At 63.0% G+C, this 26,199-nt stretch carries 20 protein-coding genes and 4 tRNA genes; 6 read left to right on the top strand and 18 right to left on the bottom strand.

Features of this window, described 5'->3' with window-relative positions:
- Positions 1-59: 59 nt before the first annotated feature.
- The 12 genes from rpoB to ACZ0BA_RS24510 all read right to left on the bottom strand — a co-directional run bounded on the left by rpoB (position 60) and on the right by ACZ0BA_RS24510 (position 9,894).
- Positions 60-4,166 carry a DNA-directed RNA polymerase subunit beta gene (gene rpoB / locus ACZ0BA_RS24565; protein ID WP_463453757.1) on the bottom strand — a complete coding sequence of 1,369 codons (4,107 nt, stop codon included), beginning with the start codon at positions 4,164-4,166 and terminating at the stop codon, positions 60-62.
- Positions 4,167-4,464: 298 nt separating this feature from the next.
- Entirely contained in the window at positions 4,465-4,839 is a 375-nt protein-coding gene (gene rplL / locus ACZ0BA_RS24560; protein ID WP_463453756.1) for a 50S ribosomal protein L7/L12, read from the bottom strand.
- A gap of 90 nt (positions 4,840-4,929) precedes the next feature.
- Positions 4,930-5,469 (bottom strand): 50S ribosomal protein L10, encoded by a 540-nt coding sequence (gene rplJ, locus ACZ0BA_RS24555; RefSeq protein WP_463453755.1) that lies wholly within the window; start codon positions 5,467-5,469, stop codon positions 4,930-4,932.
- 313 nt (positions 5,470-5,782) lie between these two features.
- Entirely contained in the window at positions 5,783-6,478 is a 696-nt protein-coding gene (gene rplA / locus ACZ0BA_RS24550) for a 50S ribosomal protein L1 (protein WP_090325687.1), read from the bottom strand.
- A 2-nt stretch (positions 6,479-6,480) separates the two neighbouring features.
- A complete protein-coding gene (gene rplK / locus ACZ0BA_RS24545; RefSeq protein ID WP_093561569.1) occupies positions 6,481-6,912 on the bottom strand; it encodes a 50S ribosomal protein L11 in 432 nt (143 codons plus the stop codon).
- 121 nt (positions 6,913-7,033) lie between these two features.
- Complete coding sequence (gene nusG / locus ACZ0BA_RS24540) at positions 7,034-7,663, bottom strand: transcription termination/antitermination protein NusG (protein ID WP_463453754.1); 630 nt, start codon at positions 7,661-7,663, stop codon at positions 7,034-7,036.
- A complete protein-coding gene (secE, locus tag ACZ0BA_RS24535; RefSeq protein ID WP_463453753.1) occupies positions 7,663-8,046 on the bottom strand; it encodes a preprotein translocase subunit SecE in 384 nt (127 codons plus the stop codon). Before secE ends, nusG begins: the two co-directional genes overlap by 1 nt.
- Positions 8,047-8,081: 35 nt before the next feature.
- Positions 8,082-8,157 (bottom strand) — tRNA-Trp (locus ACZ0BA_RS24530).
- A gap of 67 nt (positions 8,158-8,224) precedes the next feature.
- The gene (gene tuf / locus ACZ0BA_RS24525) at positions 8,225-9,415 is read right to left on the bottom strand and encodes an elongation factor Tu (protein ID WP_090325678.1); all 1,191 of its coding nucleotides are present in this window, start codon (positions 9,413-9,415) and stop codon (positions 8,225-8,227) included.
- A 143-nt stretch (positions 9,416-9,558) separates the two neighbouring features.
- Positions 9,559-9,633 (bottom strand) — tRNA-Thr (locus tag ACZ0BA_RS24520).
- Positions 9,634-9,687: 54 nt separating this feature from the next.
- Positions 9,688-9,761 (bottom strand) — tRNA-Gly (locus tag ACZ0BA_RS24515).
- A gap of 48 nt (positions 9,762-9,809) precedes the next feature.
- A tRNA-Tyr gene (locus tag ACZ0BA_RS24510) sits at positions 9,810-9,894 on the bottom strand.
- 230 nt (positions 9,895-10,124) lie between these two features.
- Between ACZ0BA_RS24510 and ACZ0BA_RS24505 the strand changes: the two genes are divergently transcribed.
- A complete protein-coding gene (locus ACZ0BA_RS24505; protein WP_463453752.1) occupies positions 10,125-13,433 on the top strand; it encodes a bifunctional diguanylate cyclase/phosphodiesterase in 3,309 nt (1,102 codons plus the stop codon).
- A gap of 55 nt (positions 13,434-13,488) precedes the next feature.
- Here ACZ0BA_RS24505 and ACZ0BA_RS24500 read toward each other — a convergent pair whose 3' ends face one another.
- The gene (locus ACZ0BA_RS24500) at positions 13,489-15,072 is read right to left on the bottom strand and encodes a DUF3369 domain-containing protein (RefSeq protein WP_463453751.1); all 1,584 of its coding nucleotides are present in this window, start codon (positions 15,070-15,072) and stop codon (positions 13,489-13,491) included.
- Between the two features lie 231 nt (positions 15,073-15,303).
- Here ACZ0BA_RS24500 and ACZ0BA_RS24495 point away from each other — a divergent pair, with 231 nt between their 5' ends.
- Positions 15,304-15,780: a chemotaxis protein CheW gene (locus tag ACZ0BA_RS24495; protein WP_463453750.1), complete on the top strand. Its 477-nt coding sequence runs from the start codon at positions 15,304-15,306 to the stop codon at positions 15,778-15,780.
- Here the strand turns inward: ACZ0BA_RS24495 and ACZ0BA_RS24490 are convergent.
- Both ACZ0BA_RS24490 and ACZ0BA_RS24485 read right to left on the bottom strand, forming a co-directional pair.
- Positions 15,777-16,802 (bottom strand): J domain-containing protein, encoded by a 1,026-nt coding sequence (locus ACZ0BA_RS24490; RefSeq protein ID WP_463453749.1) that lies wholly within the window; start codon positions 16,800-16,802, stop codon positions 15,777-15,779. The genes ACZ0BA_RS24495 and ACZ0BA_RS24490 overlap by 4 nt on opposite strands.
- A gap of 115 nt (positions 16,803-16,917) precedes the next feature.
- Positions 16,918-18,069: a class I SAM-dependent methyltransferase gene (locus ACZ0BA_RS24485; RefSeq protein ID WP_463453748.1), complete on the bottom strand. Its 1,152-nt coding sequence runs from the start codon at positions 18,067-18,069 to the stop codon at positions 16,918-16,920.
- A gap of 82 nt (positions 18,070-18,151) precedes the next feature.
- On the opposite strand from ACZ0BA_RS24485, the gene ACZ0BA_RS24480 reads away from it, so the two are divergent.
- From ACZ0BA_RS24480 to ttcA, 3 genes are read left to right on the top strand one after another with little or no spacing between them, the layout of a single operon-like run.
- Entirely contained in the window at positions 18,152-18,955 is an 804-nt protein-coding gene (locus tag ACZ0BA_RS24480; protein WP_463453747.1) for an SDR family oxidoreductase, read from the top strand.
- A gap of 34 nt (positions 18,956-18,989) precedes the next feature.
- Positions 18,990-19,388 carry a dihydroneopterin aldolase gene (locus tag ACZ0BA_RS24475; protein ID WP_463453746.1) on the top strand — a complete coding sequence of 133 codons (399 nt, stop codon included), beginning with the start codon at positions 18,990-18,992 and terminating at the stop codon, positions 19,386-19,388.
- Between the two features lies 1 nt (position 19,389).
- A complete protein-coding gene (gene ttcA, locus ACZ0BA_RS24470; protein WP_463453745.1) occupies positions 19,390-20,349 on the top strand; it encodes a tRNA 2-thiocytidine(32) synthetase TtcA in 960 nt (319 codons plus the stop codon).
- A gap of 72 nt (positions 20,350-20,421) precedes the next feature.
- Here the strand turns inward: ttcA and ACZ0BA_RS24465 are convergent, their stop codons facing one another.
- The 3 genes from ACZ0BA_RS24465 to ACZ0BA_RS24455 form a co-directional block, all read right to left on the bottom strand.
- A complete protein-coding gene (locus ACZ0BA_RS24465; protein ID WP_463453744.1) occupies positions 20,422-22,203 on the bottom strand; it encodes a M14 family metallopeptidase in 1,782 nt (593 codons plus the stop codon).
- An 82-nt stretch (positions 22,204-22,285) separates the two neighbouring features.
- Positions 22,286-23,875: a S41 family peptidase gene (locus ACZ0BA_RS24460; protein ID WP_463453743.1), complete on the bottom strand. Its 1,590-nt coding sequence runs from the start codon at positions 23,873-23,875 to the stop codon at positions 22,286-22,288.
- 60 nt (positions 23,876-23,935) lie between these two features.
- Complete coding sequence (locus ACZ0BA_RS24455; RefSeq protein ID WP_463453742.1) at positions 23,936-24,847, bottom strand: LysR family transcriptional regulator; 912 nt, start codon at positions 24,845-24,847, stop codon at positions 23,936-23,938.
- Between the two features lie 104 nt (positions 24,848-24,951).
- Between ACZ0BA_RS24455 and ACZ0BA_RS24450 the strand changes: the two genes are divergently transcribed.
- Positions 24,952-26,163 carry an MFS transporter gene (locus ACZ0BA_RS24450; protein ID WP_463453741.1) on the top strand — a complete coding sequence of 404 codons (1,212 nt, stop codon included), beginning with the start codon at positions 24,952-24,954 and terminating at the stop codon, positions 26,161-26,163.
- Positions 26,164-26,199 lie beyond the last annotated feature (36 nt).

Here is a 26,199-nt window from a genome sequence, read left to right as displayed (position 1 = left end):
GGTTGCCCCGCCGGGCTTTGTGCTTCTCAAACCAAATGACTAGCTAATTCAGCAGTCTTTTAGTTTCGTTCGAGGTCGATATCGATACCCAGCGAACGGATTTCCTTGACCAGCACGTTGAACGATTCAGGCATACCGGCGTCGATCACGTGGTCGCCTTTGACCAGGTTTTCGTACACTTTGGTACGGCCGTTGACGTCATCGGACTTCACGGTCAACATTTCTTGCAGCACGTACGATGCGCCGTACGCTTCCAGTGCCCACACCTCCATCTCACCGAAGCGCTGGCCGCCGAACTGGGCTTTACCGCCCAGTGGCTGCTGCGTTACCAGCGAGTATGGACCGGTCGAACGCGCGTGCATCTTGTCATCGACCAAGTGGTGCAGTTTCAGCATGTGCATCACGCCAACGGTGACCTTGCGCTCGAATGCTTCGCCGGTGCGGCCGTCGTACATCGTGACCTGGTTCTTCGACGGCGTCATACCCAATTTCTGGGCGATGTCGTCAGGGTACGCCAGATCCAGCATGCGGCGGATTTCCGATTCGTGCGCGCCGTCGAACACCGGCGTAGCGAACGGAACACCCTTCTTCAGGTTGTTCGCCAGCTTCATGATCTCTTCGTCGTCGAACTGGTCCAGATCTTCCGGACGGCCGTTCTCGTTGTAGACGGTGGTCAGGAACTTGCGCATCTCTTCGACTTTGATCTGCTGTTGCAGCATCTCGCCGATACGGATACCCAGGCCTTTTGCCGCCCAACCAAGGTGGGTCTCGAGAATCTGACCCACGTTCATACGCGAAGGAACACCCAGCGGGTTCAGCACCACGTCCGCCGGCGTACCGTCGGCCATGTATGGCATGTCTTCGACCGGCACGATACGGGAAACCACACCCTTGTTACCGTGGCGACCCGCCATCTTGTCGCCCGACTGCAGGCGGCGCTTAACGGCCAGATACACCTTGACCATCTTCTGCACGCCAGGTTGCAGCTCATCGCCTTGCGTCAGCTTCTTGCGCTTCTCTTCGAAGGCCAGATCGAACTGGTGACGCTTCTCGTTGATCGATTCCTTGATCGCTTCGAGGGCGGTGGCGGCGGCGTCGTCGGCCGGACGGATGTCGAACCAGTGGTAACGGTCCAGATCGTCCAGGTATTCCTTGGTGATCTTGGCGCCCTTGGCCAGCTTCTTCGGACCGCCGTTGACGACCTGGTTGATCAGCATTTTTTCCAGACGCTGGAAGGCGTCGCCCTCCACGATGCGCATCTGGTCGTTCAGGTCCAGGCGGAAACGCTTCAGTTCATCGTCGATGATCTGTTGCGCGCGCTTGTCGCGAACGATGCCTTCACGGGTGAACACTTGCACGTCGATGACGGTGCCGATCATGCCCGAAGGCACGCGCAGCGAGGTGTCTTTGACGTCCGAAGCCTTCTCGCCGAAGATTGCGCGCAGCAGCTTTTCTTCCGGGGTCAGCTGGGTTTCGCCTTTAGGCGTCACTTTACCGACCAGCGTGTCGCCGGCTTGTACTTCGGCGCCGATGTAGACGATACCGGACTCATCCAGACGAGCCAGCTGGTTCTCAGCCAGGTTCGAGATGTCGCGGGTGATTTCTTCCGCGCCCAGTTTGGTATCGCGAGCAACAACGCTCAGTTCTTCGATGTGAATCGACGTGTAACGGTCGTCTTTAACGACGTTTTCCGAGATCAGGATCGAATCTTCGAAGTTCAGACCATTCCATGGCATGAAGGCCACGGTCATGTTCTGGCCCAGCGCCAATTCACCCAGGTCGGTCGATGCGCCGTCGGCGATCACGTCGCGCTTGGCAACACGGTCGCCCACCTTGACGATAGGACGCTGGTTGATGTTGGTGTTCTGGTTCGAACGGGTGTACTTGATCAGGTTGTAGATGTCGACACCGACTTCGCCGGCGGTTGCTTCGTCATCGTTCACGCGAATCACGACACGGCCCGCATCGATGTAGTCGACGATACCGCCGCGCAGAGCCTGCACGGTGGTGCCCGAGTCGACTGCCACGGTGCGTTCGATACCGGTACCGACCAGTGCTTTTTCAGGGCGCAGGCAAGGAACTGCCTGGCGCTGCATGTTGGCACCCATCAATGCGCGGTTCGCATCATCGTGTTCGAGGAACGGAATCAGCGACGCGGCGACGGAAACGATCTGGCCAGGCGCCACGTCCATGTACTGGATGCGCTCTGGCGAGACCAGAATGGTTTCGCCGGCTTCACGGGCCGAGACCAGCTCATCGCTGAGCGTGCCTTCGCTGCTGATGGTCGCGTTCGCCTGAGCGATGATGTAGCGGCCTTCTTCGATTGCCGACAGGTAATCGATCTGGTCGGTGATCTTGGAGCCTTCGACCTTGCGGTACGGGGTTTCCAGGAAGCCGTATTCGTTCAGGCGGGCGTACAGCGCCAGCGAGTTGATCAGACCGATGTTCGGGCCTTCAGGCGTTTCGATCGGGCACACGCGGCCGTAGTGGGTCGGGTGCACGTCGCGCACCTCGAAACCAGCACGTTCGCGGGTCAGACCGCCAGGTCCCAGGGCGGATACACGACGTTTGTGCGTGATTTCCGACAGCGGGTTGGTCTGGTCCATAAACTGCGACAGCTGCGACGAACCGAAGAATTCACGGATCGCGGCCGAGATCGGCTTGCTGTTGATCAGGTCGTGCGGCATCAGGTTGTCCGCTTCGGCTTGGCCGAGGCGTTCCTTGACGGCGCGCTCGACGCGCACCAGGCCGGCGCGGAACTGGTTTTCGGCCAGTTCGCCGACGCAACGTACGCGACGGTTACCCAGGTGATCGATATCGTCGACTTCGCCGCGGCCATTGCGCAGTTCCACCAGGATCTTGATCACGGCCAGCACGTCTTCGTTCGACAGCGTCATGGCGCCGGTCAGTTCGTCACGGCCGATGCGGCGGTTGAACTTCATGCGGCCGACGGCGGACAGGTCGTAGCGGTCGGCGCTGTAGAACAGGCCGTTGAACAGCGCTTCGACGGAGTCTTCCGTTGGCGGTTCGCCAGGACGCATCATGCGGTAGATCGCGACGCGGGCGGCCATCTGGTCGGCGGTGTCGTCGATGCGCAGGGTTTGCGAAATGTACGCGCCCTGGTCCAGATCGTTGGTGTACAAGGTCTGGATTTCGCTGATGTTGGCTTCGCGCAGGCGGCCCAGGACGTCTTCGGTCAGCTCATCGTTGGCGGACGCGACGACTTCGCCGGTCTCCGGATCAACGATGTTCTTGGCCAGCACGCGGCCCAGCAGGTAGTCTTCCGGCACGGAAATATGCTTGATGCCGTTCGATTCGATGTCGCGCACGTGCTTGGCGTTGATGCGCTTGTCCTTCAGCACCAAGGTCTTGCCTTCTTTGTTGACGATGTCGAAACGCGCGACTTCGCCACGCAGACGCTCGGCAACGAATTCCATCTCCGCGCCTTCCGAGCGCAAGTTGAAATTGTCGAAGACGAAGAAGTTCGCCAGGATTTGCTCGTGCGACATGCCGATCGCCTTCAGCAGGATCGTGACCGGCATTTTGCGGCGACGATCGACGCGGAAGAACAGGATGTCTTTCGGGTCGAACTCGAAGTCCAGCCATGAACCGCGGTAAGGAATGATACGCGCGGAGAACAGCAGTTTGCCCGACGAGTGGGTCTTGCCGCGGTCGTGCTCGAAGAACACGCCAGGGGAGCGATGCAGCTGCGAAACGATGACGCGCTCGGTACCATTGATGACGAACGAACCGGTGGTCGTCATCAAAGGCAGTTCGCCCATGTAGACTTCCTGTTCCTTCATCTCTTTGACGACCGGCTTGGTCGGCGATTCCTTGTCCAGGATCACCAGACGTACCTTGGCGCGCAATGGCGACGCGAACGTCAGGCCACGCAGTTGGCATTCCTTGACGTCAAAGGCAGGATCGCCCAGGACGTACGACAGGAACTCGAGACGCGCAAAGCCATTGTGCGAAACGATAGGGAATATCGAGGTAAAGGCCGACTGCAGGCCGTCGTTCTTGCGGGTCGACGGTGCGACGTCTTCCTGCAGGAAACTATGGTAGGACTCGAGCTGGGTAGCCAGCAGGAACGGAACGTGGTGAACGTTGGCGCGCTTCGCGAATGATTTGCGAATGCGTTTCTTCTCAGTAAATGAGTAGTGCATGGACACTCCGTGAGTGACAGAAAGGATAAAAAATTCAGGTTTTGCCAGTGCGCGAACCGGTCAGCATCAACCGCCCCACAGCCACTTCAGCAACAATCTCGGCTGCATGTCACACAGACGAAACCTGAAATCTCTACCATTTCCAGCTGATTTGAATAAACTACTAACCACTGCAGCGTCGGACAATACGCTACAAATACGACGAGGACGACAAAGGAGCCAAAGCCGGATTTCCTCCCTTTCGAAAGGAAATCCGCAGCTTTGGCTCGAGGCGCTAACTAGCCGCCGTACAACTTGATTACTTCAGTTCAGCCTTGGCGCCAGCTTCTTCCAGCTTCTTCTTAGCGGCTTCAGCGTCAGCTTTCGACAGGGCTTCTTTGACGGTCTTAGGAGCGCCATCAACCACGTCTTTGGCTTCTTTCAGGCCCAGACCGGTGATTTCGCGAACAGCTTTAATCACGCCAACTTTGTTCGCGCCGATTTCGGTCAGAACAACGTTGAATTCGGTCTGTTCTTCAACAGCCGCGCCAGCTGCGGCGCCGCCAGCTGCTGGAGCTGCCATTGCTGCGGCCGAAACGCCGAATTTTTCTTCGAAAGCTTTGACCAGGTCGTTCAGGTCCATTACGGACATTTCGCTAACTGCTGCCAGGATGTCGTCTTTGCTAATTGCCATTTGAAACTCCAATAATTTATTGATTCGTTAGTACATCAGATTGGTACTTGAGAAAAACCCGCCCTGGCCCAGGCCAGGGCACAGCCGCTATTAAGCAGCTGGGGCTTCTTCTGCAACCGCTTCTTCAGCAGCAGCAGGAGCGCCTTCGGATTTTTTCGCTGCCAGAGCAGCCAGACCACGTGCAAAGCCCGACACCGGAGCCAGCATAACGCCCAACAACTGCGAAATGAGGACTTCACGGCTAGGAATGCTCGCCAACGCGGTAACAGCTGCTTTATCCAGCTGTTTGCCTGCGTAGTTACCTGCGGTGATGACCAGTTTGTCGTTGGTTTTAGCGAAGTCAGCGATGACTTTAGCTGCTGCAACGGCATCGTCCGAGATCGAGTAGATCAACGGACCGGTCATGCTGTCTGCCAGGTTGGCGAACTGCGTGCCTTCGACGGAGCGACGAGCGAGCGTATTTTTCAACACACGCAGGTACACGCCTTGAGCGCGCGCTTTGGCACGAAGTTGCGTCAAGTGAGCAACCTGGATGCCACGATATTCGGCCACGACGATAGTTTGCGCAGTTGCTACTTTTGCGGAAACTTCGGCGACGACGGCCTTTTTGTCATTCAGATTGAGACCCACGGTCAACCTCCTTAAATGATGACGGGCGACTGCCTGCCATCGGTTCGAACAACGGCGTCCGAGGTTTAGGAGTCCAATGGACTACGAAACTTGATCGGGTACACCATCTGCGTTGGGCGGAAAATCCAATTAACCCGGCGCCTGCCTGCTGCGCTGAGCCCAACGGTCTTTGATTGTCTGGCCGGAATTGCAAGCAACGCCGACCAGCCCAAAGAACTGCGCCAAGCTTTTCAGCTCGACGACTAAATTTATTCAGTGGGTATCAGGGTCGAACACGCTGCGCGCATCCGAACCTGACACCCAGTTGTTGCCTTTAAGCAGCCAGGGTAGCCTGGTCAACACGGACGCCAGCGCCCATGGTCGACGACAGGGAAACCTTGCGCAGGTAAACACCTTTGCTCGATGCCGGCTTGGCTTTGTTCAGCGCGTCGATCAGGGCAACCAGGTTGCTCTTCAGATCGGCGTCGGCGAACGACTTGCGGCCGATCGTAGCGTGGATGATACCGGCTTTGTCGGTACGGTACTGAACTTGACCGGCTTTCGCGTTTTTCACGGCGGTAGCGACGTCAGGGGTAACAGTGCCGACCTTCGGGTTAGGCATCAGGCCGCGTGGGCCCAGGATCTGACCCAGGGTACCAACGATACGCATGGTGTCTGGCGAAGCGATGACGATGTCGAAAGGCATGTCGCCGGCTTTGACGCGCTCGGCCAGGTCTTCCATACCAACAACGTCGGCGCCGGCGGCTTTGGCCTGCTCGGCTTTTTCGCCCGAAGCGAACACGGCGACGCGAACGGTCTTGCCGGTGCCGGCTGGCAGCACGACGGAACCGCGAACGACCTGGTCCGACTTCTTAGGATCCACGCCCAGCTGAACCGATACGTCGATCGATTCGTTGAACTTGGCGGTGGCCAGCTCTTTGATCAGCGCAACAGCGTTGTCGAAGGCATAGGTCTTGGTGCTATCAACTTTGGATTTGATAACTTTAGCGCGTTTGGACAGTTTTGCCATGATTACAGACCTTCCACCGTGATGCCCATCGAACGTGCGGAACCAGCGATGGTGCGTACAGCAGCATCCATGTCGGCAGCGGTCAGATCTGGGGTTTTCAATTTAGCGATTTCTTCAGCTTGAGCGCGGGTCAGCTTACCGACTTTGTCGGTATGTGGCTTCGGCGAACCTTTGGTGACACCCGAGTGCTTCTTGATCAGGTAGGTCGCTGGCGGCGTCTTCATCACGAAGGTGAACGACTTGTCGGCGAACGCGGTGATGACGACCGGAATCGGCATGCCTGGTTCCATACCCTGGGTCTGCGCGTTGAACGCTTTGCAGAATTCCATGATGTTCAGACCGCGCTGACCCAGCGCTGGACCGATCGGTGGGGATGGGTTTGCTTTACCAGCTGGCACTTGCAGCTTGATAAAACCAATGATTTTCTTTGCCATGATGGCTCCTATCTTGGGTATGAGTAGTAGCGCCCCGCCATGCGATCCATTGCATGGCGGGGCTCCTCTGGTGCCAGATTGTCGGGGTTTTTACACCGTCGCCCGTTCTGGCGAACGGTATTTATACTTTTTCGACCTGGCCGAATTCGAGTTCGACTGGTGTGGCGCGGCCGAAGATGGTGACCGAGACGCGCACTTTCGATTTCTCGTAGTTGACTTCCTCGACATTGCCGTTGAAGTCGGTGAACGGGCCATCCTTGATGCGGACTTGCTCGCCCACTTCGTACAGCACTTTTGGCCGTGGCTTCTCGACGCCCTCTTGCATCTGCTGCATGATCTTGTCGATCTCGCGCGCTGGAATCGGGGTCGGCTTGTTCGATTTGCCGCCGATGAAACCGGTCACCTTGTTGGTGTTTTTCACCAGGTGCCACGTCTCGTCGGTCATTTCCATCTCAACCAGGACATAGCCCGGGAAGAAACGACGCTCGGTGACGGACTTCTGACCGTTCTTGACTTCGACCACTTCTTCGGTCGGCACCAGGATCTGGCCGAACTGGTCTTGCATGCCGGCGCGTTCAACGCGCTCGGTCAGCGCGCGCTGCACGCTTTTTTCCATACCGGAATACGCATGAACAACGTACCAGCGTTTGTTGCTCACTGGAACGCTTACCGGCGCCGCAGCGGCCTCGGTTGCCGGCACTTCACCGGTCACCGATTCGCCTGCCGCATCATCTTGCACGTTTTCGTTCATTATTTTCGTATGCCCAGAATGAGATCGTACAACAGGAATTCCAACGTCTTATCCGTGCCCCACAGGAACAGCGCCATGACCAGCACAAAGGCGAACACGATGCCGGTGATCTGGGCCGCTTCGCGACGGGTGGGCCAAACGACCTTTTTCGTCTCGCGTACGGCTTCTTTGGCGAAATTCAGGAAATCACGGCCAGTCGACGAAGTCCACAAGAGCAGAACGGCAAAAGCCAAACCAGCTACAAGTGCGCCTGCGCGTACGAGAGCTGGTTTGTCTGACAGGTAATAAAACCCCACCACGCCTGCGATCACAACGGCTATTGCCAGTGCAACCTTAATCTTGTCATTCGACGTGCTGACGGTCTGCACGGATTGATTTGACATTTAATTTACTTTCGGTGCCCTGCACCTGAAAACGGTGGCAGGGACGGAGGGCATCGAACCCCCAACCTTCGGTTTTGGAGACCGACGCTCTGCCAATTGAGCTACGTCCCTACGTAAAACTACAAAGGATATCGATTATACCACCAGGGACGCCCCTGGTGGTAAGTCAGGATATTCCTTAAGCGATGATCTTCGCAACAACACCTGCACCAACGGTACGGCCACCTTCGCGGATTGCGAAGCGCAGACCTTCTTCCATCGCGATCGGGTTGATCAGCTTGACGGTGATCGACACGTTATCGCCTGGCATAACCATTTCTTTGTCCGCTGGCAGTTCGATCGAACCGGTCACGTCAGTCGTACGGAAGTAGAACTGTGGACGATAGTTGTTGAAGAACGGGGTGTGACGGCCGCCTTCATCTTTCGACAGGACATAGATCTCGCCGGTGAAGTGGTTGTGCGGCTTGATCGAACCTGGCTTGGCCAGAACCTGGCCACGCTGTACGTCTTCACGCTTGGTGCCGCGCAGCAGCAGACCAACGTTGTCGCCGGCTTGACCCTGGTCCAGCAGCTTGCGGAACATTTCCACGCCGGTGCAAGTGGTCTTGACGGTGTCGGTGATACCAACGATTTCGATCTCTTCGCCGACTTTGATGATGCCGCGCTCGATACGACCGGTCACAACGGTACCGCGACCCGAGATCGAGAACACGTCTTCCACTGGCATCAGGAAGGCGCCATCGACTGCGCGCTCTGGCGTAGGGATGTAGCTGTCCAGCGCATCGGCCAGACGCATGATCGCGTCAACGCCCATTTCGCCTTCTTTGCCTTCCAGCGCCATACGGGCCGAACCTTTGATGATAGGCACGTCGTCGCCTGGGAATTCGTATTTCGACAACAACTCACGAACTTCCATTTCAACCAGTTCCAGCAGTTCTGCGTCGTCGACCAGGTCGCACTTGTTCAGGAACACGATGATGTATGGAACGCCAACTTGGCGGGCCAGCAGGATGTGTTCGCGGGTCTGTGGCATTGGGCCGTCAGCTGCGGAGCACACCAGGATCGCGCCGTCCATCTGGGCCGCGCCGGTGATCATGTTTTTGATGTAGTCGGCGTGGCCTGGGCAGTCAACGTGTGCGTAGTGACGGGCAGCGGTTTCGTACTCGACGTGCGCGGTGTTGATGGTGATGCCGCGTGCTTTTTCTTCCGGAGCCGCATCGATCTGGTCGTATGCTTTAGCTTCGCCGCCGAATTTCTTCGACAGAACGGTTGCGATCGCAGCGGTCAGGGTGGTCTTGCCGTGGTCGACGTGGCCGATGGTGCCGACGTTGACGTGCGGCTTGGTCCGTTCGAATTTACCTTTTGCCATTTTAGACTCCTAACGATTTGGTGTGATTGCCCGGGCTCGCGCCCGACTGTCTGTGAATACTGCTGAATTTTCTGCTGAATTTTTACTGCGGTGCCGCTCTCTCGCGGCGTGCTGCGTATTACTTATGCTGATGCTGCGAATTCTGGTGCCCTTTACGTGGATTGAACACGTGGCCTCTCCCTTACCAAGGGAGTGCTCTACCACTGAGCTAAAAGGGCTGATGGGGTACTGCTATTTGATGCCCTGCCTGCGCATCTGCATTGCAACAACACTGGAGCGGGTGAAGGGAATCGAACCCTCGTCGTAAGCTTGGAAGGCTTCTGCTCTACCATTGAGCTACACCCGCGAGGTATCGTTCATTTCACTTTTGCTACTCAGTCTCACCGCAACAACTTGGTGGAGGGGGCTGGATTCGAACCAGCGTACTCATAGAGAACAGATTTACAGTCTGTCGCCTTTAACCACTCGGCCACCCCTCCGCGAGGAACCGCAGAGTATGAAGCAATTACTTTGACCTGTCAACCCTCCAATTTCGCTTGGAGCGCGATATTTTGCGTTCCTGAGGATGAACCGTCTGCTTCGGGGCGAGATTTTAACTGGACCGCGTGCAAAAGTGCAAGTGTTGTTTTTACGTCGAATGATTTCCTATACAATCGGTCGCAGCTGGACCCGCTTTTCGACCCAACCACGCGACCCGGGAGCACCGCAGTTGAACACCACGCAGCTGTATTCCCCCGGCTCAGGCCGACGTCATCTGGCGCTGGCCAACCTGGCCTTGCTGGCCGCTTATCTGATCGCCGGCCGCCTCGGCCTGATGCTGGCGCTGCCGCCCGGCTACGCTTCCCCGATTTTCCTGCCCGCCGGCATCGCCCTGGCCGCCTGCGCGGTCGCCGGCCTGCGGCTGCTGCCGGCCGTCGCGCTGGGCGCGCTGGGCGTCTACCTTGCGGCCTTCTGGCAAGGCGTCGGCGGTCTGACCGCGCCGGTGCTGCTGGGCGCGCTGTCGGCCGCCGCCGGCGCCACCTTGCAAGCCTTTGTGGGCGCCGCCCTGTTCCGCCGCCACATCGATCCGGCCATCGGCTCGGGGCGCGACGTGGTGCGCTTCATCCTGCTGGCCGCCAGCGTCACCGTGATCGGCTGCACCGTCTCGCTGTCGGGCATGCTGCTGGCCGGCGCGCTGCGCTGGGACGGCCTGGTGGGCGACTGGCTGGCGTGGTGGATGGGCGACACCATCGGCGTGCTGCTGGCCGCGCCGCTGACGTGGATCGTCATCGGCCGCCCGCGCGCGCTGTGGGAGCGCCGCCGCCTGCTGGTCGGCCTGCCGCTGATGCTGTCGGCGGCCGCCTTCATCGCCATCTACGTGCAAGCCGATAAATGGGAAAGCAACCAGCAGCTGCAAACCTTCCGCCTCAAGGCGCAGCAGACCGGCGACCTGCTGCAGGCGCAGTTTAGCGAACACGAACGCTTCATTTACGCCATGGCCAAGGCGCTCAACGATCCGAACCGCATCCTGGGCGCGGACGACTTCAGCAACCTGGCCCACGGCTACCTCGACCAGCGCCCCGAGCTGCTGTCGATGGGCTGGCTGGTGCCGGTGGCCGGCGCCGACCGCGTCGCCTTCGAGGCCCGCGCGCGCCAGCATGTCGCACCCTCCTTCGAGATCCGCGAGCGCTCGCTGACGGGCGCGCTGCGCGCGGCGGGCCAGCGCACGCGCTACTTCCCCGTCACCTTTGTCGAACCGGCCGAGGGACGCGACTATGTCGGCCTCGACTTCCTGTCCGAGGACCAGCGCCGCGCCGCGCTGGAACGGGCGATCCAGTCCGGCCAGCCGACAGCGACGGCGCCGCTGCAGTTCGCGCGCACCCTGCCCGGGTTCGGCGTTCTGCTGTTGCAAACGGTGTATCCCAACAGCGCCCAGCACCAGCCGGTCGGCTCCTTGCTGATCGCGCTGCAGTTCGACGCCTACCTCGACCAGGCGCTCAAGCGCTCCGAATTCGAGCATTTCCTGGTGCGCTTCGAGGACATGGACGACGAAACGCCGGGCCGCACGCTGCGCGACAGCCTGCTGCGGGCGCCGGGAGCGGGCGACTTCCAGCACCAGCTGCACTTCGGCGGGCGCATCTACGAGCTGACGCTGGCGCCGACGCCGGCCTACCTGCAGCAGCAGCGCGGCTGGCAAAGCTGGACCGTGCTGACCTGCGGCCTGCTGCTGACAGGTCTGCTGGGCACCTTGATGCTGCTGATCAGCGGCGAACGCGCGCGCATCCAGGCGCAGGTCAAGGACAGCACGGCGCGCCTGCGCGAGCGCGAAGCCAGGCTGCAGGCGATTTTGAACAAGGCCGCCGACGCCATCCTCACCATCGACGGCGACGGCCTGCTGATGTCGGCCAACGCCGCCGCCGGGCGCCTGTTCGGCTACACGCCCGAGCAGATGACGCGCCTGCGGCTCGAGCGCCTGGTGCCGGTCGGCGTCGGCGAGGCCGATGGCCTCGACGCGGCCGGCCTGCTGCGCATGATCGCCTGCGGCGTCACGCACGACTACACGCTGACCGGCTGGCGCAGCGACGGCAGCGAGTTCCCGCTGGCGATCTCGGTGAGCGAGGTCGAACTGCCCGACGAGCACCTGTTCGTCGCCATCCTGCACGACCTCACCGAGCAGCGCATGGCGCAGGAGCGCATCCACCGCCTGGCCCACCACGACACCCTGACGGGCCTGGACAACCGCCTGTCGCTCAACCTGCGCCTGGAGCAGCTGCTGGCGCAGACGCGGCGCGCGCACGGCGCGGCGGCGGTGCTGTTCATCGACCTCGATCACTTCAAGAAGATCAACGACACCCACGGCCACCAAACCGGCGACCTGCTGCTGGTGGCGGTGGCCGAGCGCCTGCGCGAACTGCTGCGCGAGGTCGACATCATCGCCCGCCTCGGCGGCGACGAATTCATTGTCGTCGCCTCCGGCGCGGTCACGCCGGCCGACATCACCCACGTCGCCGTGCGCATCGTCGACTCGCTCACCGCGCCGTACGACCTGCAGGGCAAGACCATCCACAGCGGCGCCAGCGTGGGCGTGGCGATGTTCCCGTCCGACGGCGACGACGGCAGCACCCTGATGCGCCACGCCGACACCGCGATGTACGCCGCCAAGAGCCAGGGACGGGGCAACTTCCAGTTCTTCTCGGCCGAGATGAACGTCGCCACCCACGAGCGGCTGATGCTGGAGAACCGCCTGTGGCAGGCGCTCGAGCAGGAGGAATTTGAACTGTATCTGCAGCCGCAGGTGGAACTGGCCACGCAGCGCGTGATCGGCGCCGAGGCGCTGCTGCGCTGGCACCATCCGGAGCTGGGCATGGTGGGGCCGGACCGCTTCATCCCGATCGCCGAGGAGTCGGGGCTGATCCTGCCGCTGGGCGACTGGGTGCTCAAGCGCGCCACCGCGCTGCTGTCGGCATGGCGCGGCACGCCGCTGGCGCATCTGCGGCTGGCGGTCAACCTGTCGGCGCGCCAGTGCCACGGCGCCGGCCTGCTGCCGCACCTGGACCATCTGCTGGCCAGCCAGGGCATCGATCCGGCGCTGCTGGAACTGGAGATCACCGAGTCGGCGGCGATGCAGGACCCGGAGCGCAGCCGCGCGCTGCTGGTCGAGCTGCGCTCGCGCGGCATCAAGGTGGCGATCGACGATTTCGGCACCGGCTATTCGTCGCTCAGTTATCTGAAATTGTTCGAGATCGACCGCATCAAGATCGACCGCGGCTTCGTCAAGGATATCGAAACCGATCCGGACGACGCGGTGATCGTCGCGGCAACCATCGCGCTGGCGCATTCGCTGGGACTGGGGGTGGTGGCGGAAGGCGTGGAAACCGAAGCGCAACGCGACTTCCTGCGCGCCAAGCAGTGCGACGAAGCGCAGGGCTACCTGTTCGCGCGGCCGATGCCGGCCGCCAGCTTCGAGGCGATGGTGCAAAACGAAGATGCAGGGGATGCGCAACCACGGAACCACGTAGGCCGGATTAGCGCAGCGTAATCCGCCAATGCATGCTCCGCCGGCGGCTCATGGATGGCGGATCACGGCGCTCCGCCTAATCCGGCGTGCGCCCGATGGTCGGATCGCGCTCGATCAGCTCCAGCAGCGACGCCACCACCTCCGGATCGAACTGCTTGCCGGCGCGCTCGGTGATATAGGTCATCACCTCGGTATGCGGCCACGGTTCCTTGTACGGCCGCTCGTGCAGCAGCGAGTCGAACACGTCGACCACCGCGACGATGCGCGCGGCGATTGGTATCGCGGTGCCCTTGAGCTGATTGGGATAACCATTGCCGTCGAAATGCTCGTGATGCCCACCGGCGATCGCCGCGCCGTAGGTCAGGTAGCTGACACCATCGACCATGCCGGCGGCGCGTTCCAGGATCGCCCGGCCGACGGCGGCGTGGGTCTGCATCTCGGCGCGTTCCTCCGGCGTGTGCGGTCCCGGCTTGAGCAGGATGTGGTCCGGCGTGGCGACCTTGCCGACGTCGTGCAGGATGCTCGCCAGCCCGATCATCTCCAGCAGCTGCGGCGTGATCTCGTCGGGATAGGAGCCGCGTTCGGCCAGCCGCGCGGCCAGCGACGACGACAGCTGCTGCACGCGCCGCACATGGCCGCCGGTGCCGCTGTCGCGGAACTCGGCCAGGTCGGCCAGCGCCACCACGGTGGCCTCCTGCGCCTTGCGCAATTGGCCGAACATGTACAGATTGTCGAAGGCCGCCGCGATCCGCTGGCAGAACACCTCCAGCAAGTCGCGCTGGATCTGCGCCAATGGCCACGGCGGCGTGACCGAGATGGCCACCTCGCGGTTTTCCTGCGTGTGGATGAACAGCACGTTGGCCGGATGATCGAACTGGCTTTTCTTTTCGGCGAAGGCCTTGGCGATGGTCGGCCACAGCGGATGGCCGGTCGGCATCAGCTCCGCCTCGTTCAGTTGCGCGTAGCCGCCGGTGGCAGCCACCACGCTGGTGACGCCGGTGTCGCCCTGCATCAGGCATAGCACGCCGTCGGAGCCGACATCGAGGATCGCGCTGACCTGATTGAGCACGCCGGAGGCGAATTCGCGCAGCGAATGGATCTGGTACAGATTGGTGGCGCCGGCCAGGATCTTGCCCAGGCCGACGCGGCTGCGCTCAAGCATGTTGAGGCTCTCGTACGCGCGCAGCGCCGAGATCACGGTGGTGAACAGCTTCTGCGTGGTCAGCTCGGTCTTGGCCTTGTAGTCGTTGATGTCGTATTCGATGATGACGCGCTGCTCGGGCGCCTGGCCCGGCTGGCCGGTGCGCAGCACCACGCGCACGATGGCGTTGTGCAGTTCCTCGCGGATGCGGCGCGCCAGTATCAGCCCGGCGTCGTCGGTCTCCATCACCACGTCGAGCAGCACCAGCGCGATGTCGGGCGTGTCGCGCAGGATGTCGAACGCTTCGCGCCCGCTGTAGGCGGAGAACAGTTCGAGCTCGCGGCCCTTGAAGCTGACGTTGCGCAGCGCCAGCCGCGTGACGGCGTGGACGTCGACGTCGTCGTCGACGATCAGCACGCGCCATTGGCGCTGGTCGGGCGCGCCCGCGCCCTCCGCCGGCGGTAGTTCCTCGTCTTCCTCGATCAGCCAGTCGTCGTCCGAGGCGGTTGGATCTGTCATACAAAAATCTCCTGGAGGGTGCGGCGTCCGGCCGCGCCGTGTGCCTTCGCTGAGGCTAGCATAATCAGATTCCCCCACTGTGACAAGCTCCGTGGAAGCGATAGCAACAGCGCGCCACTTTTTACTAAACAGCGCTTTTCCAACGCTCGTCACGGCGCCCCGACTCTGATACTCTTGGAAAGCCATCGACACCGGTGGATCAACATTTCAAGGAATACAAGGACCATCGCCATGCAAGAAAACGCATCCGATATCGCCGGCCGGGAGTTCCTCGCTTTCACGCTCGGCTCCGAGGAATACGGCATCGACATCCTCAAGGTGCAGGAGATCCGCGGCTACGAAGCCGTCACCCGCATCGCCAACGCCCCGGAGTTCATCAAGGGCGTCATCAACCTGCGCGGCATCATCATCCCGGTGGTGGACATGCGCATCAAGTTCAATCTGGGTGAACCGGTGTACGACCAGTTCACCGTCGTCATCATCCTCAACATCAATGGCCGCGTGGTCGGCATGGTGGTCGATTCGGTGTCCGACGTGACCACCTTGACGCCCGAGCAGGTCAAGCCGGCGCCGGAGATGGGCACCGCCTTCAGCTCCGACTACCTGATCGGCCTGGGCACCATCGACGAGCGCATGCTCATCCTGGTCAATATCGACAAACTGATGTCGAGCGAGGAAATGGGATTGATGGAGACGGTGGCGACTTAATTGCTGATCGCCGGCGTGTTCGCGCCGGTACCGGCAGCGGCGGTGCGGCTTGGGGCCGTGCCGGCGCCGGGACCGGAGCCCGAGCAGCCGCCGCGGCTGGCGCCGGGATCGAGGTTCTGGTAGCGGATCTCGTACTTGCCATTCGATAGTTTGTCGACCATCAGCTTGTCGTGCGCCTGCACATAGGCATAGCGCACATTGGCGCGCCGTTCGACGTCGTAGACCTTGATGAACACCGCCGAAGCGTTGTTGGCGTTGTCGACCATCAGCTGGATGTCGTCGCCACGGTTACCGATGGTGAATCCTTCGATATAGCCGGAATTGGCCGGCCACGGCTCGCCGTTGGGCGCGACCAGGTTCTGACTGTCGTTGTCGCAATCGGGCGTGACGCCCGGCAGCACGATCTGCGACATCGCCAACACCTTGACCGGCGCGCCCTTGGGCGCCGGCGACGTGTCGGCCTCGGGATAGAACGGCCGGTGGGCGGCCCAGTCATCGCGTTCGCGCTCGCGCGGTTCGGCCTTGGCGGCGCGCTGCGCCTCCGCCTTGGCGGCGCTGCGCACTTTACCGCCCAGCGCCGCCTCCAGCAACGCCGACTCGGACGCCATCGTCCCGCCGAGCCAGCCCACCACCAGGCAGCCGGCCAGCGCGGCCCACCACTTCCATTTGCGCAGCGGCGCCGGCAACGGTTGCGGATCGTCGACCGGCTCGGGATTCCAGCGGTCGGCGTCGTGGCGGTGCTTGTCGGCGCCGCGTCCGTCCTCGTTGCGGGTGCTCTCGAGCCATTCGATTTCCCACTCCTCGGCGGCGATCCACTCGTCGTGCTCGCGGCGGCGCTGGGTGTCCGACAAGGTGTCGTAGGCGCCGTTGAGAATGGCCATGATGCGCGCAGCCTTTTCATCACCCGGGTTTTTGTCCGGGTGATATTTTTGGCTGAGGGCCTTGTAGGCCGCACGTATGACTTCCTGAGGCGCCATGCGCGACACTTTCAGGTTGTCATAGTGAGTGTGTATCTTTCCCATTGTTCCTAAGGCGTTAAATCGACGCTCGATCTTCCATCATAGCCGATCTTCGCCCGCTCATCGCACCGTCGAGGCGGCGAATCCCTTTGCTTTTCCAGCTATTGTGCCATTTTGTCTACAAACGATGACTGCGGTCATGCATTGTAATGGCGTCAGGCAACGTTACGTTCTTTCCTATCACCAAGACTTTAAACAATTCGCCCATCTCCGCCGGCGACAGCAGTTTTTGCACGGCGCCCGCCTGCGGCAGGTAATTCAGCGTGTCGGTCGGATCGGTGCGCAGCAGCAGATCGCCGATGCCGGCGCCGATCAGGAAGGTCGCCTGGTTCAGATAGGCCAGCACGCCGGCGCCGGCGTCCTGCGCCGCCAGCGCCATCGCCGTAAAATCGACGTGGGCGGTGATGTCCTGCAGACCCGGATAATAAAACGGGTCCGGATGTGCGTGGTGGCGGTAGTGGCACATCAGCGTGCCGGTGGCGCGCAGCCCCAGATAGTATTCGTGCGCCGGGAAACCGTAGTCGAACAGGAAGGCGGCATTGGCGCCGCCGTTGCGCAGCATGCGCGCCAGGGTCGCCATGAAGCCGCAGGCCACGCCGTGCACCTCGGTGACGTAACCGACCGGCAGCTCGGCGTGGTCGGCGATCTGGCGCCCGATCTGCGCCAGCAGCGCGTCGTCGGCAGGCGCTTCGTGCCAGTCGAAGCGGCCATCGCGCACCGTCACGCGCAGCTCCTGCCAGCCTTCCGGGTGCTTGGTGACCAGATGCACCGGCATCGCGTCGAGCACCTCGTTGCCGAAGACGACGCCGTCGAAGGCGTCCGGCAGCGCGTCGAGCCACTCGACCTGCGGGAAGTCGCGCAGCCGCTCGCGCTGGCGCGCGCGCAGTTCGCCGGACAGCTCGACGATGAAATAGCGCTCGACGGCGACGCCGTCGGCCGCCATCGCGGTCAGGATGTCGAACGCCAGCTTGCCGGTGCCGGCGCCGAATTCGAGGATGCGCGGCGCGCTTTGGGCGATAATAGCGGCTGCGACACGCGCCAGCGCGGCGCCGAACAGCGGCGTCAGTTCCGGCGCGGTTGTAAAATCGCCATCTTTGCCCAGCTTGGCGGAGCCGCCGCTGTAGTAGCCCAGATCGGGCGCATACAGGGCCAGCTCCATGAATCGGGCGAAGGAAATCGCGCCGTCATTGCGTTCGATGTCGGCGGCGATCAGGTTCTGCAGGGCGTGGGACGCGGCCAGCGCGTCGCTAGAAGGTACGGGTAGGGACATACCGGCATTGTAGCGAATCGGCGCCCGCACGTGACACCCGCGACATTTTTTAACATCGACCAGACAGGCATACGCATCGACCATGACCACGCCGCAGCACACTCCACCCCAGGCCGCCCCGGCGACCGCCCGCGTCGCCCTCGTCACCGGCGCCGGGCGCCGCATCGGCCGCGCCATCGCGCTCGGCCTCGCGCGCGCCGGCTGGGACGTGGCGGTGCACTACCGCGCCTCGGAGGACGAGGCGCGCCAGGTGGCGGCGGAGATCGTCGCGCTGGGCCGGCGCGCCGTCACGCTGCAGTGCGACCTGTCGGACGAGGCGGCGGTGCGCGAACTGCTGCCGCGCGCCATCGCCGTCCTCGGGCCGGTGCGCTGCGTGGTCAACAACGCCTCGCTGTTCGACTACGACAGCGCGGCCGATTTCACCTCCGCCCGGCTCGACGCCCACATGCGCGCCAATGTCGCCGCGCCGATCCTGCTGTCGCAGGCGCTGCACGCGGCGACGGTCGGCAGCGGCGGCGAGCCGGCCGCCGTCATCAACCTGCTCGACCAAAAACTGTACAATCTCAATCCTGATTTTTTGTCGTACACCTTGTCCAAGGCCGCGCTGCACACCGCCACCACGATGCTGGCGCAGCAGCTGGCGCCGGCGGTGCGGGTGGTCGGCATCGCGCCCGGCATCACGATGGTGTCCGGCGACCAGACCGAAGCCGGTTTCGCCAACGCGCACCAGCAAACCCCGCTGGGCCGCTCCAGCACCCCGGAGGACATCGCCGACAGCGTCGTCTACGCCGCCTCGGCGCGCGCCATGACCGGCACCACCTTGCTGGTCGACGGCGGCCAGCACCTGATGCCGCTGCCGCGCGACGTGATGTTCCTCGCCAAATGAGTCAGTAGAATTTAAATCGAAAGAAGGTAATCCCATGTTGTCCGCCCTGTCCCACCCGAGCCTGACCGACTGCCGCCGCCTGTTCCTGCGCAATTACGAAGTGCTGATCAACATCGGCGTGTACGAATTCGAAAAGAAGGGCGAGCAGCGGCTGCTGATCAACGTCGACCTGTACATCCCGCTGTCGGTGTCGACGCCGAGCCACGACCAGCTGGACGAAGTGGTCGACTATGACTTCATCCGCGACACCATCGCCAAGCTGATGTCGCGCGGCCACGTGCAGCTGCAGGAAAGCCTGTGCGACGACATCGTGCGCGCGATGCTGGACCACCCGCGCGTGCGCGCCGCCCGCGTCTCGACCATGAAGCCGGACGTGTATCCGGACTGCGAAGGCGTCGGCGTCGAAGTATTCAAGATCAAGGATAACGTCTGATATGAACGCCCCACTCCATCTCCCGCAACAACTGCAAGCGCCGGCCGCCGCGCCGGAGCGCGACCCGACCGATTCGCGCCGCTTCGAGCTGCTGCAAAAGAAGCTGCGCACGCAAACCGGCAAGGCGATCGTCGACTTCGACATGATCACCGAGGGCGACCTGGTGATGGTCTGTATGTCCGGCGGCAAGGACAGCTACACGATGCTCGACATCCTGATGCACTTGCGTAAAATCGCGCCGGTCAAGTTCGACCTGATCGCGGTCAACCTCGATCAGAAGCAGCCGGGCTTCCCGGAGCACGTGCTGCCGGAGTACTTCCAGAAGATCGGCGTGCCGTACAAGATCGTCGAGCAGGACACCTACAGCATCGTCACCGAGAAGATCGAGCCGGGCAAAACCACCTGCTCGCTGTGCTCGCGCCTGCGCCGGGGCATCCTGTACCGCACCGCCAAGGAGCTGGGCGCGACCAAGATCGCGCTGGGCCACCACCAGGGCGACATCCTCGAGACCTTCCTGCTCAATATGTTCTACGGCGGCACGATCAAGACCATGCCGGCCAAGCTGACCGCCGACGACGGCGAGAACGTGGTGATACGCCCGCTGGCCTACTGCCGCGAGCAGGACATCGAAAAGTACGCCGGCAAGATGGGCTTCCCCATCATCCCGTGCAATCTGTGCGGCTCGCAGCCGAATTTGCAGCGGCAGGCGATGAAGGAGATGCTGGCGACGTGGCAGCAGAAAAATCCGCTGTGGATCAAGAGCATGTTCACCGCGATGGGCAACATCAAGCCGTCGCACATGATGGACCGTGGCCTGTTCGACTTCAGCAAAAACGAAATGCGCGAAGCCGAAGGCGGCTTCACCGGCGACATCCTGTTCGACAAGGACGAGAGCATCACCCTGGACGGCGTCAACGGCGCGTTCGCGATCCAGAGCGAGGCGCTCAAGCGGGCGTCTTGAGAACGCCGTTTTTTGTCACAACGCAGGGCGGATTAGCCGGAATGGCGTAATCCGCCACGTGCCGCCAGCGGCTTAAAACTTCTGCGCCGTGCGCATCACCGGATAGAGGTTGAAGCGCTCGTCCCACGACGAATGGCGGCGGGCGAAGAACTCCAGCCGCGCCTCCTGGCTCTTGTTGAACGCCGCGTCGGTATCGAGCTTTTTCTGGAACTCGGCGCGCAGCGCGGGATCGGCTTCCAGCTGCTCGCGCGCGACATCCTCGGCCACATACTCCTCCATGTACTCCTTGCGCTCGAAGGCGTTATTGAACTCGCCCCAGGCCAGCAGGGAGTCGGCGCCGCGCGGCTCGAGCATCGTCATCACCAGGCGCGCTTTCGGCTGCGCGATCGGCACGAACAGCGAACCCTTGGCGACGCTGCGCCGCTCGCGGCCCCAATCGCCTTCCACCGCCAGCGACTGCCGCCCTTCGAACGACTGCGCGCCGAATGTCGTTTTGCTGGCGCGGAAAGTCTCCACCTCCGCCGCCATCTGGTCCACACCCAGCACCTTGAACGTGATGCCGTGCTGTTTCAGCTTGGCGGCCACCCTCGGCGCGTCGGCCAGCGGCACCAGATAGCCGCCCTTTGGCGCGGCCACCCGCAGATCGGGCACGATTTCGTCGCGCAGCGGCACCGTCCACACCTGCGGCTTGCTTTCGTCGTAGTGCGTCATCAGGCCGCCCGACACCTCCGAATGGGCACGCGTGTATTCGTAGCCGGGGAACTGGATGGTCTTGGCGTTGAACGTGGTGCGATAGCTGAGCGGCACGTCGGCGCCCGCCAGCGTCGCCGCGCGCGCGTCCGCCTCGCGCGCCACCTTCAGCCACTGCTGGCCGTGCGCGCCGACTTGCGACAGCAGCGAGACGATGGTGTTGTGCGTGATGCGCACGCGGGTCGGATAGTCCTTCCACGAGTGCGTTTCGACCAGCATCCCGAAGCGGTTACGCATCGGGAAGTAGCCGGTCGAAAAACGCGGCGCCGGCATGCTGTCGACAAAGCCGGAGGCCGGATCGTCGTTGACCGCAAACGAGATGTAGTACGGCTTCGGGTCCGAGCCCTGCGCCGTCAGATCCGCCATCACGGCCGTGCGCAGCGCCAGGCCGGCCTGTTTGAGTTCTTCGTCGCCGCCGTGCACCGGCTCGACCTGGATCGAGACGTCCGGCTGGAACTTGGCGCCGTCGGTCACGTGCAGGTCGATGTAGGCCAGCGGATCCCAGGCGTTCACCAGCGCCAGCATCGACTGCATCTCCGGCGCGTCGGCTTTGACGTAGTCGCGATTGAGGTTGTAGTTTTGCGCCGTGGTGCGCCAGCCCATTTCGACCGGGCCGCGCTGGTTCGGCCGGTTCCACTTGCCGAAGCGCTCATGGCCGTCGACGTTGAACACCGGGACGAACAGCAGCACCTGCTTGTCCAGCGCGACGGGGGCGACCTTGTTCTCCAGCGCCTCGCGTAATGCAAGGAAGCCGGCGTCCTTGCCGTCGATCTCGCCGGCGTGGATGCCGCCCTGCACCAGCAGCACCGGCAGGCCGCGTTTTTTCGCCTGCTCGGCCGTCAGCGCGCCGGTGCGCGAGACGGCCAGCGCCAGCATCGGGCGCCCTTCCGGCGTGCGGCCGAATTCGAAGCACCGCACCTGTTTCGGATACGCCTTCTGGAAGCGCGCGCACAGGTCCACCACCTCGTCGTAACGGCCGGTGTTCTGGAAGCCGGATCGCTCGGCGATGGTGCTCAGGGCGGACGACGGCGCGGCGGCCAGCGTGGGGGCGGAGGTGGCGACTGCGGAGGTGGCAAAGGCAAGCAGTATGGCGGAACGAATCATGGACAGGCTTCCAGCGTGGGGTTGATCGACCGGTGCCTGCGCCGGCACCGGATACGCTGGAAATTATAGTCGGCTTTGCACGCTAGCGATCACGGATCGCTATTTCCTTTGCTTGTGGGCGTACCAGCGTCATGGCGCCCGAACCAGCAGTGGGGCTGGCGGAGCGCGCGCGGCTCATCATCGGCTGCGCCGGGCAGATGCCGCCGGCGCGGTAGCTCAGCGCCGTCGCCAGCAGCCGCTCGGCGGTGTCGCCCAGTTCATGATCGAGATCATCGGCGACGCGGCAGGTCGGCTGGAAGCCGTCGGCGTAGTCGCCAAAGCCCTTGTGGTTCGTGCCCTGCAACTGGATGGCGAAATACGTGGTGCCGCAGTTGTTCGCCGGGACGAAGCCATACGGCTTGCCGCACGTGTCGCCACCGATCAGGTTGACCTCGATGTCGATGCCGCGCAAGCCGTTGATCACCGATTCACTGGCCGAGCAGGTCCCCGGCGTGGTCAGGATGGTGACGCGTTTGAACCCCAGATACGGCAGCGCGCTGCCGCCGGCCAGCTGCGACGACGGGAAGCCGACCGCCTTGGCGCGGAACAGGTCCGGCGACCGCGGCGCGGTCTTATCGTTGTAATGGGTTTGTTCGAAGATCTTGCCGCTGGTGGCGGCCGGTCCGGCGATCATGTAGGCCAGCTCGCTGGCCACGGCCAGGTAGCCGCCGCCGTTGTAGCGCATGTCGAGCACCAGGTCGACGATGTTGTCCGACTTGAACCTGCCTATCGCCTTCGCCAGTTCGCTTTCGGACAACTGGTTGTGGTCATCGAACTGCAGGTAGCCGACCTTGCCGGTCGGCGTGTCGATGGTTTTGACGTTTTGCACCGGTGGACTGCTCACCTGCGCGGCCGCCAGGTTGACCGTCAGCGGCACGCCGGCGCGCGTCAGCACCAGCGTATGCCGCTCCCCGGTCGTGGCCGGGAACAGGCCGGCGTTGAGCCGCGCGACGCCGTCGCTGGTGTTGTCGGTCAGCGCGACGCCATCGACGGACGAGAGGGAGTCGCCGCGCCGCATGCCCGCCAGCGCGGCGGGCGACGCCGGCGTCACCATGGCCACGTTCCACACGCGCGGCGCCGCCGCGTCGGCGTTGCGCGCCCACGTCACGCCGTAGCCAATCTCGGTGCCGGAACTCGACAGATCTTCCCACACCTTGGTCGAATAGGTGAAGTGGAAGCGATCCTTGGCCCGGCCGGAAGTGGTGGTCGCAAACGTCTTGTAGTCGTCGAAGAAGTCCACCGCGCGCGTGTAGTTTTCCAGCCGCAGGTCGGTGGGCAGTTCGCGGTACCACAGGTACGTCTCGCCGTAGAAGGAGCGCAGCCAACGCAACTCGTCCATCAACGAGCCTTGCGAATCGGAGCTGCCCGGACGCGGGCGCTCGCAGCGATTGGCCAACGCCAGCCAGTCGGGCGGATTATTCGGGTCGATCACGGGCGGCCCCACCGGCGGTGTCGACGGGGACGGATCGACGACGGGCGGCGTCGGCGTCACGACAGGTGGCGTCGGCGTCACAACGACCGGGGCCGTGGGTGTGGCGGCAGGCGCGTCACCTCCGCCGCCGCCGCCGCATCCGGACAGCAGCGCCAGCGCCGTCGCGGCGGCGATGGCCAGGCGTATCGAATATTTTTTCATAGCGAACATTATAGACGGCCAGGCGGCCTGCGACGCCGGTCCGGCGGCCTATTTCACGATTCAGGCCTGCAGATCCGGATCGTCGCGAAACAGATCCGCGATCCATGCCGCGAACACGTTCAGGCGCGGCGACGCCATGCGTCCCTGCGGATACAGCAGCGAAATCGGCATCGGTGTCGGCGGCAGATCGTGCAGCACCTCGACCAGCGCGCCGCTGGCCAGATGATGGCGCACCTGATAGCGCGCAGCCTGGATCAGGCCCATATGCTGCAGCGCGCAGATGATGTAGGCGTCCGGATCGTTGACCGCGATGGCGCCGCGCACGGCCATCGTCACCACGCTGCCGTCGGCGACGAAATCCCAGTCGAACGGGCGGCCGGTGCGTCCGGAAAAATGCGTCACGCCGCGATGCGCGTGCAGATCCTCGAGGGTTCGCGGCACGCCATGGGCGGCCAGGTAGGCCGGCGAGGCGCACGTCAGAAACCCCATGCTGCCGATGCGCCGGCCGATCATCGACGAATCCTGCAAGTCGCCCACCCGCAGCGAGCAGTCCAGCCCTTCGCGCGTCAGATCCTTCACCTGCTCGCTGAGCGATACCACCAGATCGATCTCCGGATAGTCGCGGCAAAAAGCGCCGATGTGCGGCATCACCAGGTTGCGGCCGACCGCGCCGGGCAGCTCGACCCGCAGCCGGCCTTTGGGCCGGGCCGCGCTCTGGCCCCGGAACGTGCCCTCGGCGTCGTCCACCGCCTGCAGGATTTCGAGGCATTTCCTGAAGTAGTCGGCGCCGTCGGAGGTCAGCGACAGGCGGCGCGTGGTCCGCTGCAGCAGCTGGGTGCCGAGAAACGCCTCCAGCTTCTTGATGGTGGCCGTCAACGCGGCACGCGGCAGGTCCAGCGTTTCGGCCGCTTTCGTGTAGCTATTGGCCTCGACGATGCGCACAAATACCTGCATGGCCTTCAAACGATCCATGATTGTTCATATAAAGTGAAAAGTATGGAGGCATTATGCCCTAATTATCTTTCGGTCCCGTTTGTCTACACTAGCCTCATCGACATTCACTTCTGGGAACCATCATGAACAAAACCACGGAAACCGACATCAGTCCCGGCATGGTGCTGCTGCTGGCCGCCGCGACAGGCCTGATCGTCGCCAACCTGTACTACGCGCAAACGCTGGTCGGCCCGATCAGCGCGGCCACCGGCCTGTCGGCGCAGGCGGCGGGCCTGATCGTCACGTTGACGCAGATCGGCTACACCATCGGCCTGCTGTTCGTCGTTCCGCTGGGCGACCTGCTGGAAAACCGCCGCCTGATCGTCGGCGGCCTGCTGTTCACATCGGCGATGCTGGTGCTGGCCGCGTTCAGCACCAGCGCATGGCTGTTCCTGACCGCCGCGCTGGGCATCGGCCTGGGCTCGGTGGCGGCGCAGATCATCGTGCCGTTCGCCGCGCACCTGTCGAAGGAATCGACGCGCGGCCACACGGTGGGCAAGGTGGTCAGCGGCCTGCTGCTGGGGATCATGCTGGCGCGCCCTGTCGCCAGCCTGGTGGCCGACGCCAGCAACTGGCACGTCGTCTTCGGCGGCGCCGCGCTGATCGTGCTGGCCGTGGCGCTGGTGCTGCGCGCCAAACTGCCGCTGCGCGTGCCCACCTCGAACATCACCTATCCAGCGCTGATGGCGTCCCTGTGGCACCTGTTCCTGCGCACGCCGCTGCTGCGCCGCCGCGCCGCGTACCACGCCGGCCTGTTTGGATCGTTCAGCTTATTCTGGACCGTCACGCCGCTGATGCTGGCCGGTCCGCAGTTCCACCTGTCGCAGACCGGCATCGCCATCTTCGCGCTGGTCGGCATGGCCGGCGCCGTGGCCTCGCCAATCGCCGGGCGCCTGGCCGACGCCGGCCATACCCTGATGGCGACGGCCGCCGCGCTGGCGCTGGGGGTGGTGGGATTCGCGCTGCCGATGATCGCGCCGGAGTCGCGCAACGTCGGCCTGGCGATCCTGGTGATCGCCTCGATCGTGCTCGATATGGGTGTGGCGGCCAATCTGGTGCTCGGCCAGCGCGCCATCTTCACGCTCGGGGCGGAGGTGCGCAGCCGTTTGAATGGCGTGTATTTCGCGCTGTTCTTCGCCGGCGGCGCATTGGGTTCGGCGCTGGGCGGCTGGATGTTCGCCACGCACGGCTGGCAGGCCGCGCTGCTGACCGGGATGGCCTTCCCGGCCCTGGCGCTGGTGTACTGGGTGACCGAGTATCTGGGGCATGGCGCCGCGCAGCGTAAAGCGGCTTGAGTGGGACTGTGGCGGCACACGGGGCGATTCCCGTGC

Source organism: Duganella sp. AC917 (assembly GCF_979258245.1).
The sequence above is the reverse complement of the archived record's forward strand: the minus strand, read 5'-3'. Positions and strand labels throughout refer to the sequence as shown.

Excerpts from the sequence above, each read along its gene's own strand:
- rpoB (WP_463453757.1), bottom strand. The coding sequence starts at position 4,166 with ATGCACTACTCATTTACTGAGAAGAAACGCATTCGCAAATCATTCGCG.
- rplL (WP_463453756.1), bottom strand. The coding sequence starts at position 4,839 with ATGGCAATTAGCAAAGACGACATCCTGGCAGCAGTTAGCGAAATGTCC.
- rplA (WP_090325687.1), bottom strand. The coding sequence starts at position 6,478 with ATGGCAAAACTGTCCAAACGCGCTAAAGTTATCAAATCCAAAGTTGAT.
- rplK (WP_093561569.1), bottom strand. The coding sequence starts at position 6,912 with ATGGCAAAGAAAATCATTGGTTTTATCAAGCTGCAAGTGCCAGCTGGT.
- nusG (WP_463453754.1), bottom strand. The coding sequence starts at position 7,663 with ATGAACGAAAACGTGCAAGATGATGCGGCAGGCGAATCGGTGACCGGT.
- secE (WP_463453753.1), bottom strand. The coding sequence starts at position 8,046 with ATGTCAAATCAATCCGTGCAGACCGTCAGCACGTCGAATGACAAGATT.
- tuf (WP_090325678.1), bottom strand. The coding sequence starts at position 9,415 with ATGGCAAAAGGTAAATTCGAACGGACCAAGCCGCACGTCAACGTCGGC.
- ACZ0BA_RS24500 (WP_463453751.1), bottom strand. The coding sequence starts at position 15,072 with ATGACAGATCCAACCGCCTCGGACGACGACTGGCTGATCGAGGAAGAC.
- ACZ0BA_RS24495 (WP_463453750.1), top strand. The coding sequence starts at position 15,304 with ATGCAAGAAAACGCATCCGATATCGCCGGCCGGGAGTTCCTCGCTTTC.
- ACZ0BA_RS24490 (WP_463453749.1), bottom strand. The coding sequence starts at position 16,802 with ATGGGAAAGATACACACTCACTATGACAACCTGAAAGTGTCGCGCATG.
- ACZ0BA_RS24485 (WP_463453748.1), bottom strand. The coding sequence starts at position 18,069 with ATGTCCCTACCCGTACCTTCTAGCGACGCGCTGGCCGCGTCCCACGCC.
- ACZ0BA_RS24480 (WP_463453747.1), top strand. The coding sequence starts at position 18,152 with ATGACCACGCCGCAGCACACTCCACCCCAGGCCGCCCCGGCGACCGCC.
- ACZ0BA_RS24475 (WP_463453746.1), top strand. The coding sequence starts at position 18,990 with ATGTTGTCCGCCCTGTCCCACCCGAGCCTGACCGACTGCCGCCGCCTG.
- ttcA (WP_463453745.1), top strand. The coding sequence starts at position 19,390 with ATGAACGCCCCACTCCATCTCCCGCAACAACTGCAAGCGCCGGCCGCC.
- ACZ0BA_RS24465 (WP_463453744.1), bottom strand. The coding sequence starts at position 22,203 with ATGATTCGTTCCGCCATACTGCTTGCCTTTGCCACCTCCGCAGTCGCC.
- ACZ0BA_RS24460 (WP_463453743.1), bottom strand. The coding sequence starts at position 23,875 with ATGAAAAAATATTCGATACGCCTGGCCATCGCCGCCGCGACGGCGCTG.
- ACZ0BA_RS24455 (WP_463453742.1), bottom strand. The coding sequence starts at position 24,847 with ATGGATCGTTTGAAGGCCATGCAGGTATTTGTGCGCATCGTCGAGGCC.
- ACZ0BA_RS24450 (WP_463453741.1), top strand. The coding sequence starts at position 24,952 with ATGAACAAAACCACGGAAACCGACATCAGTCCCGGCATGGTGCTGCTG.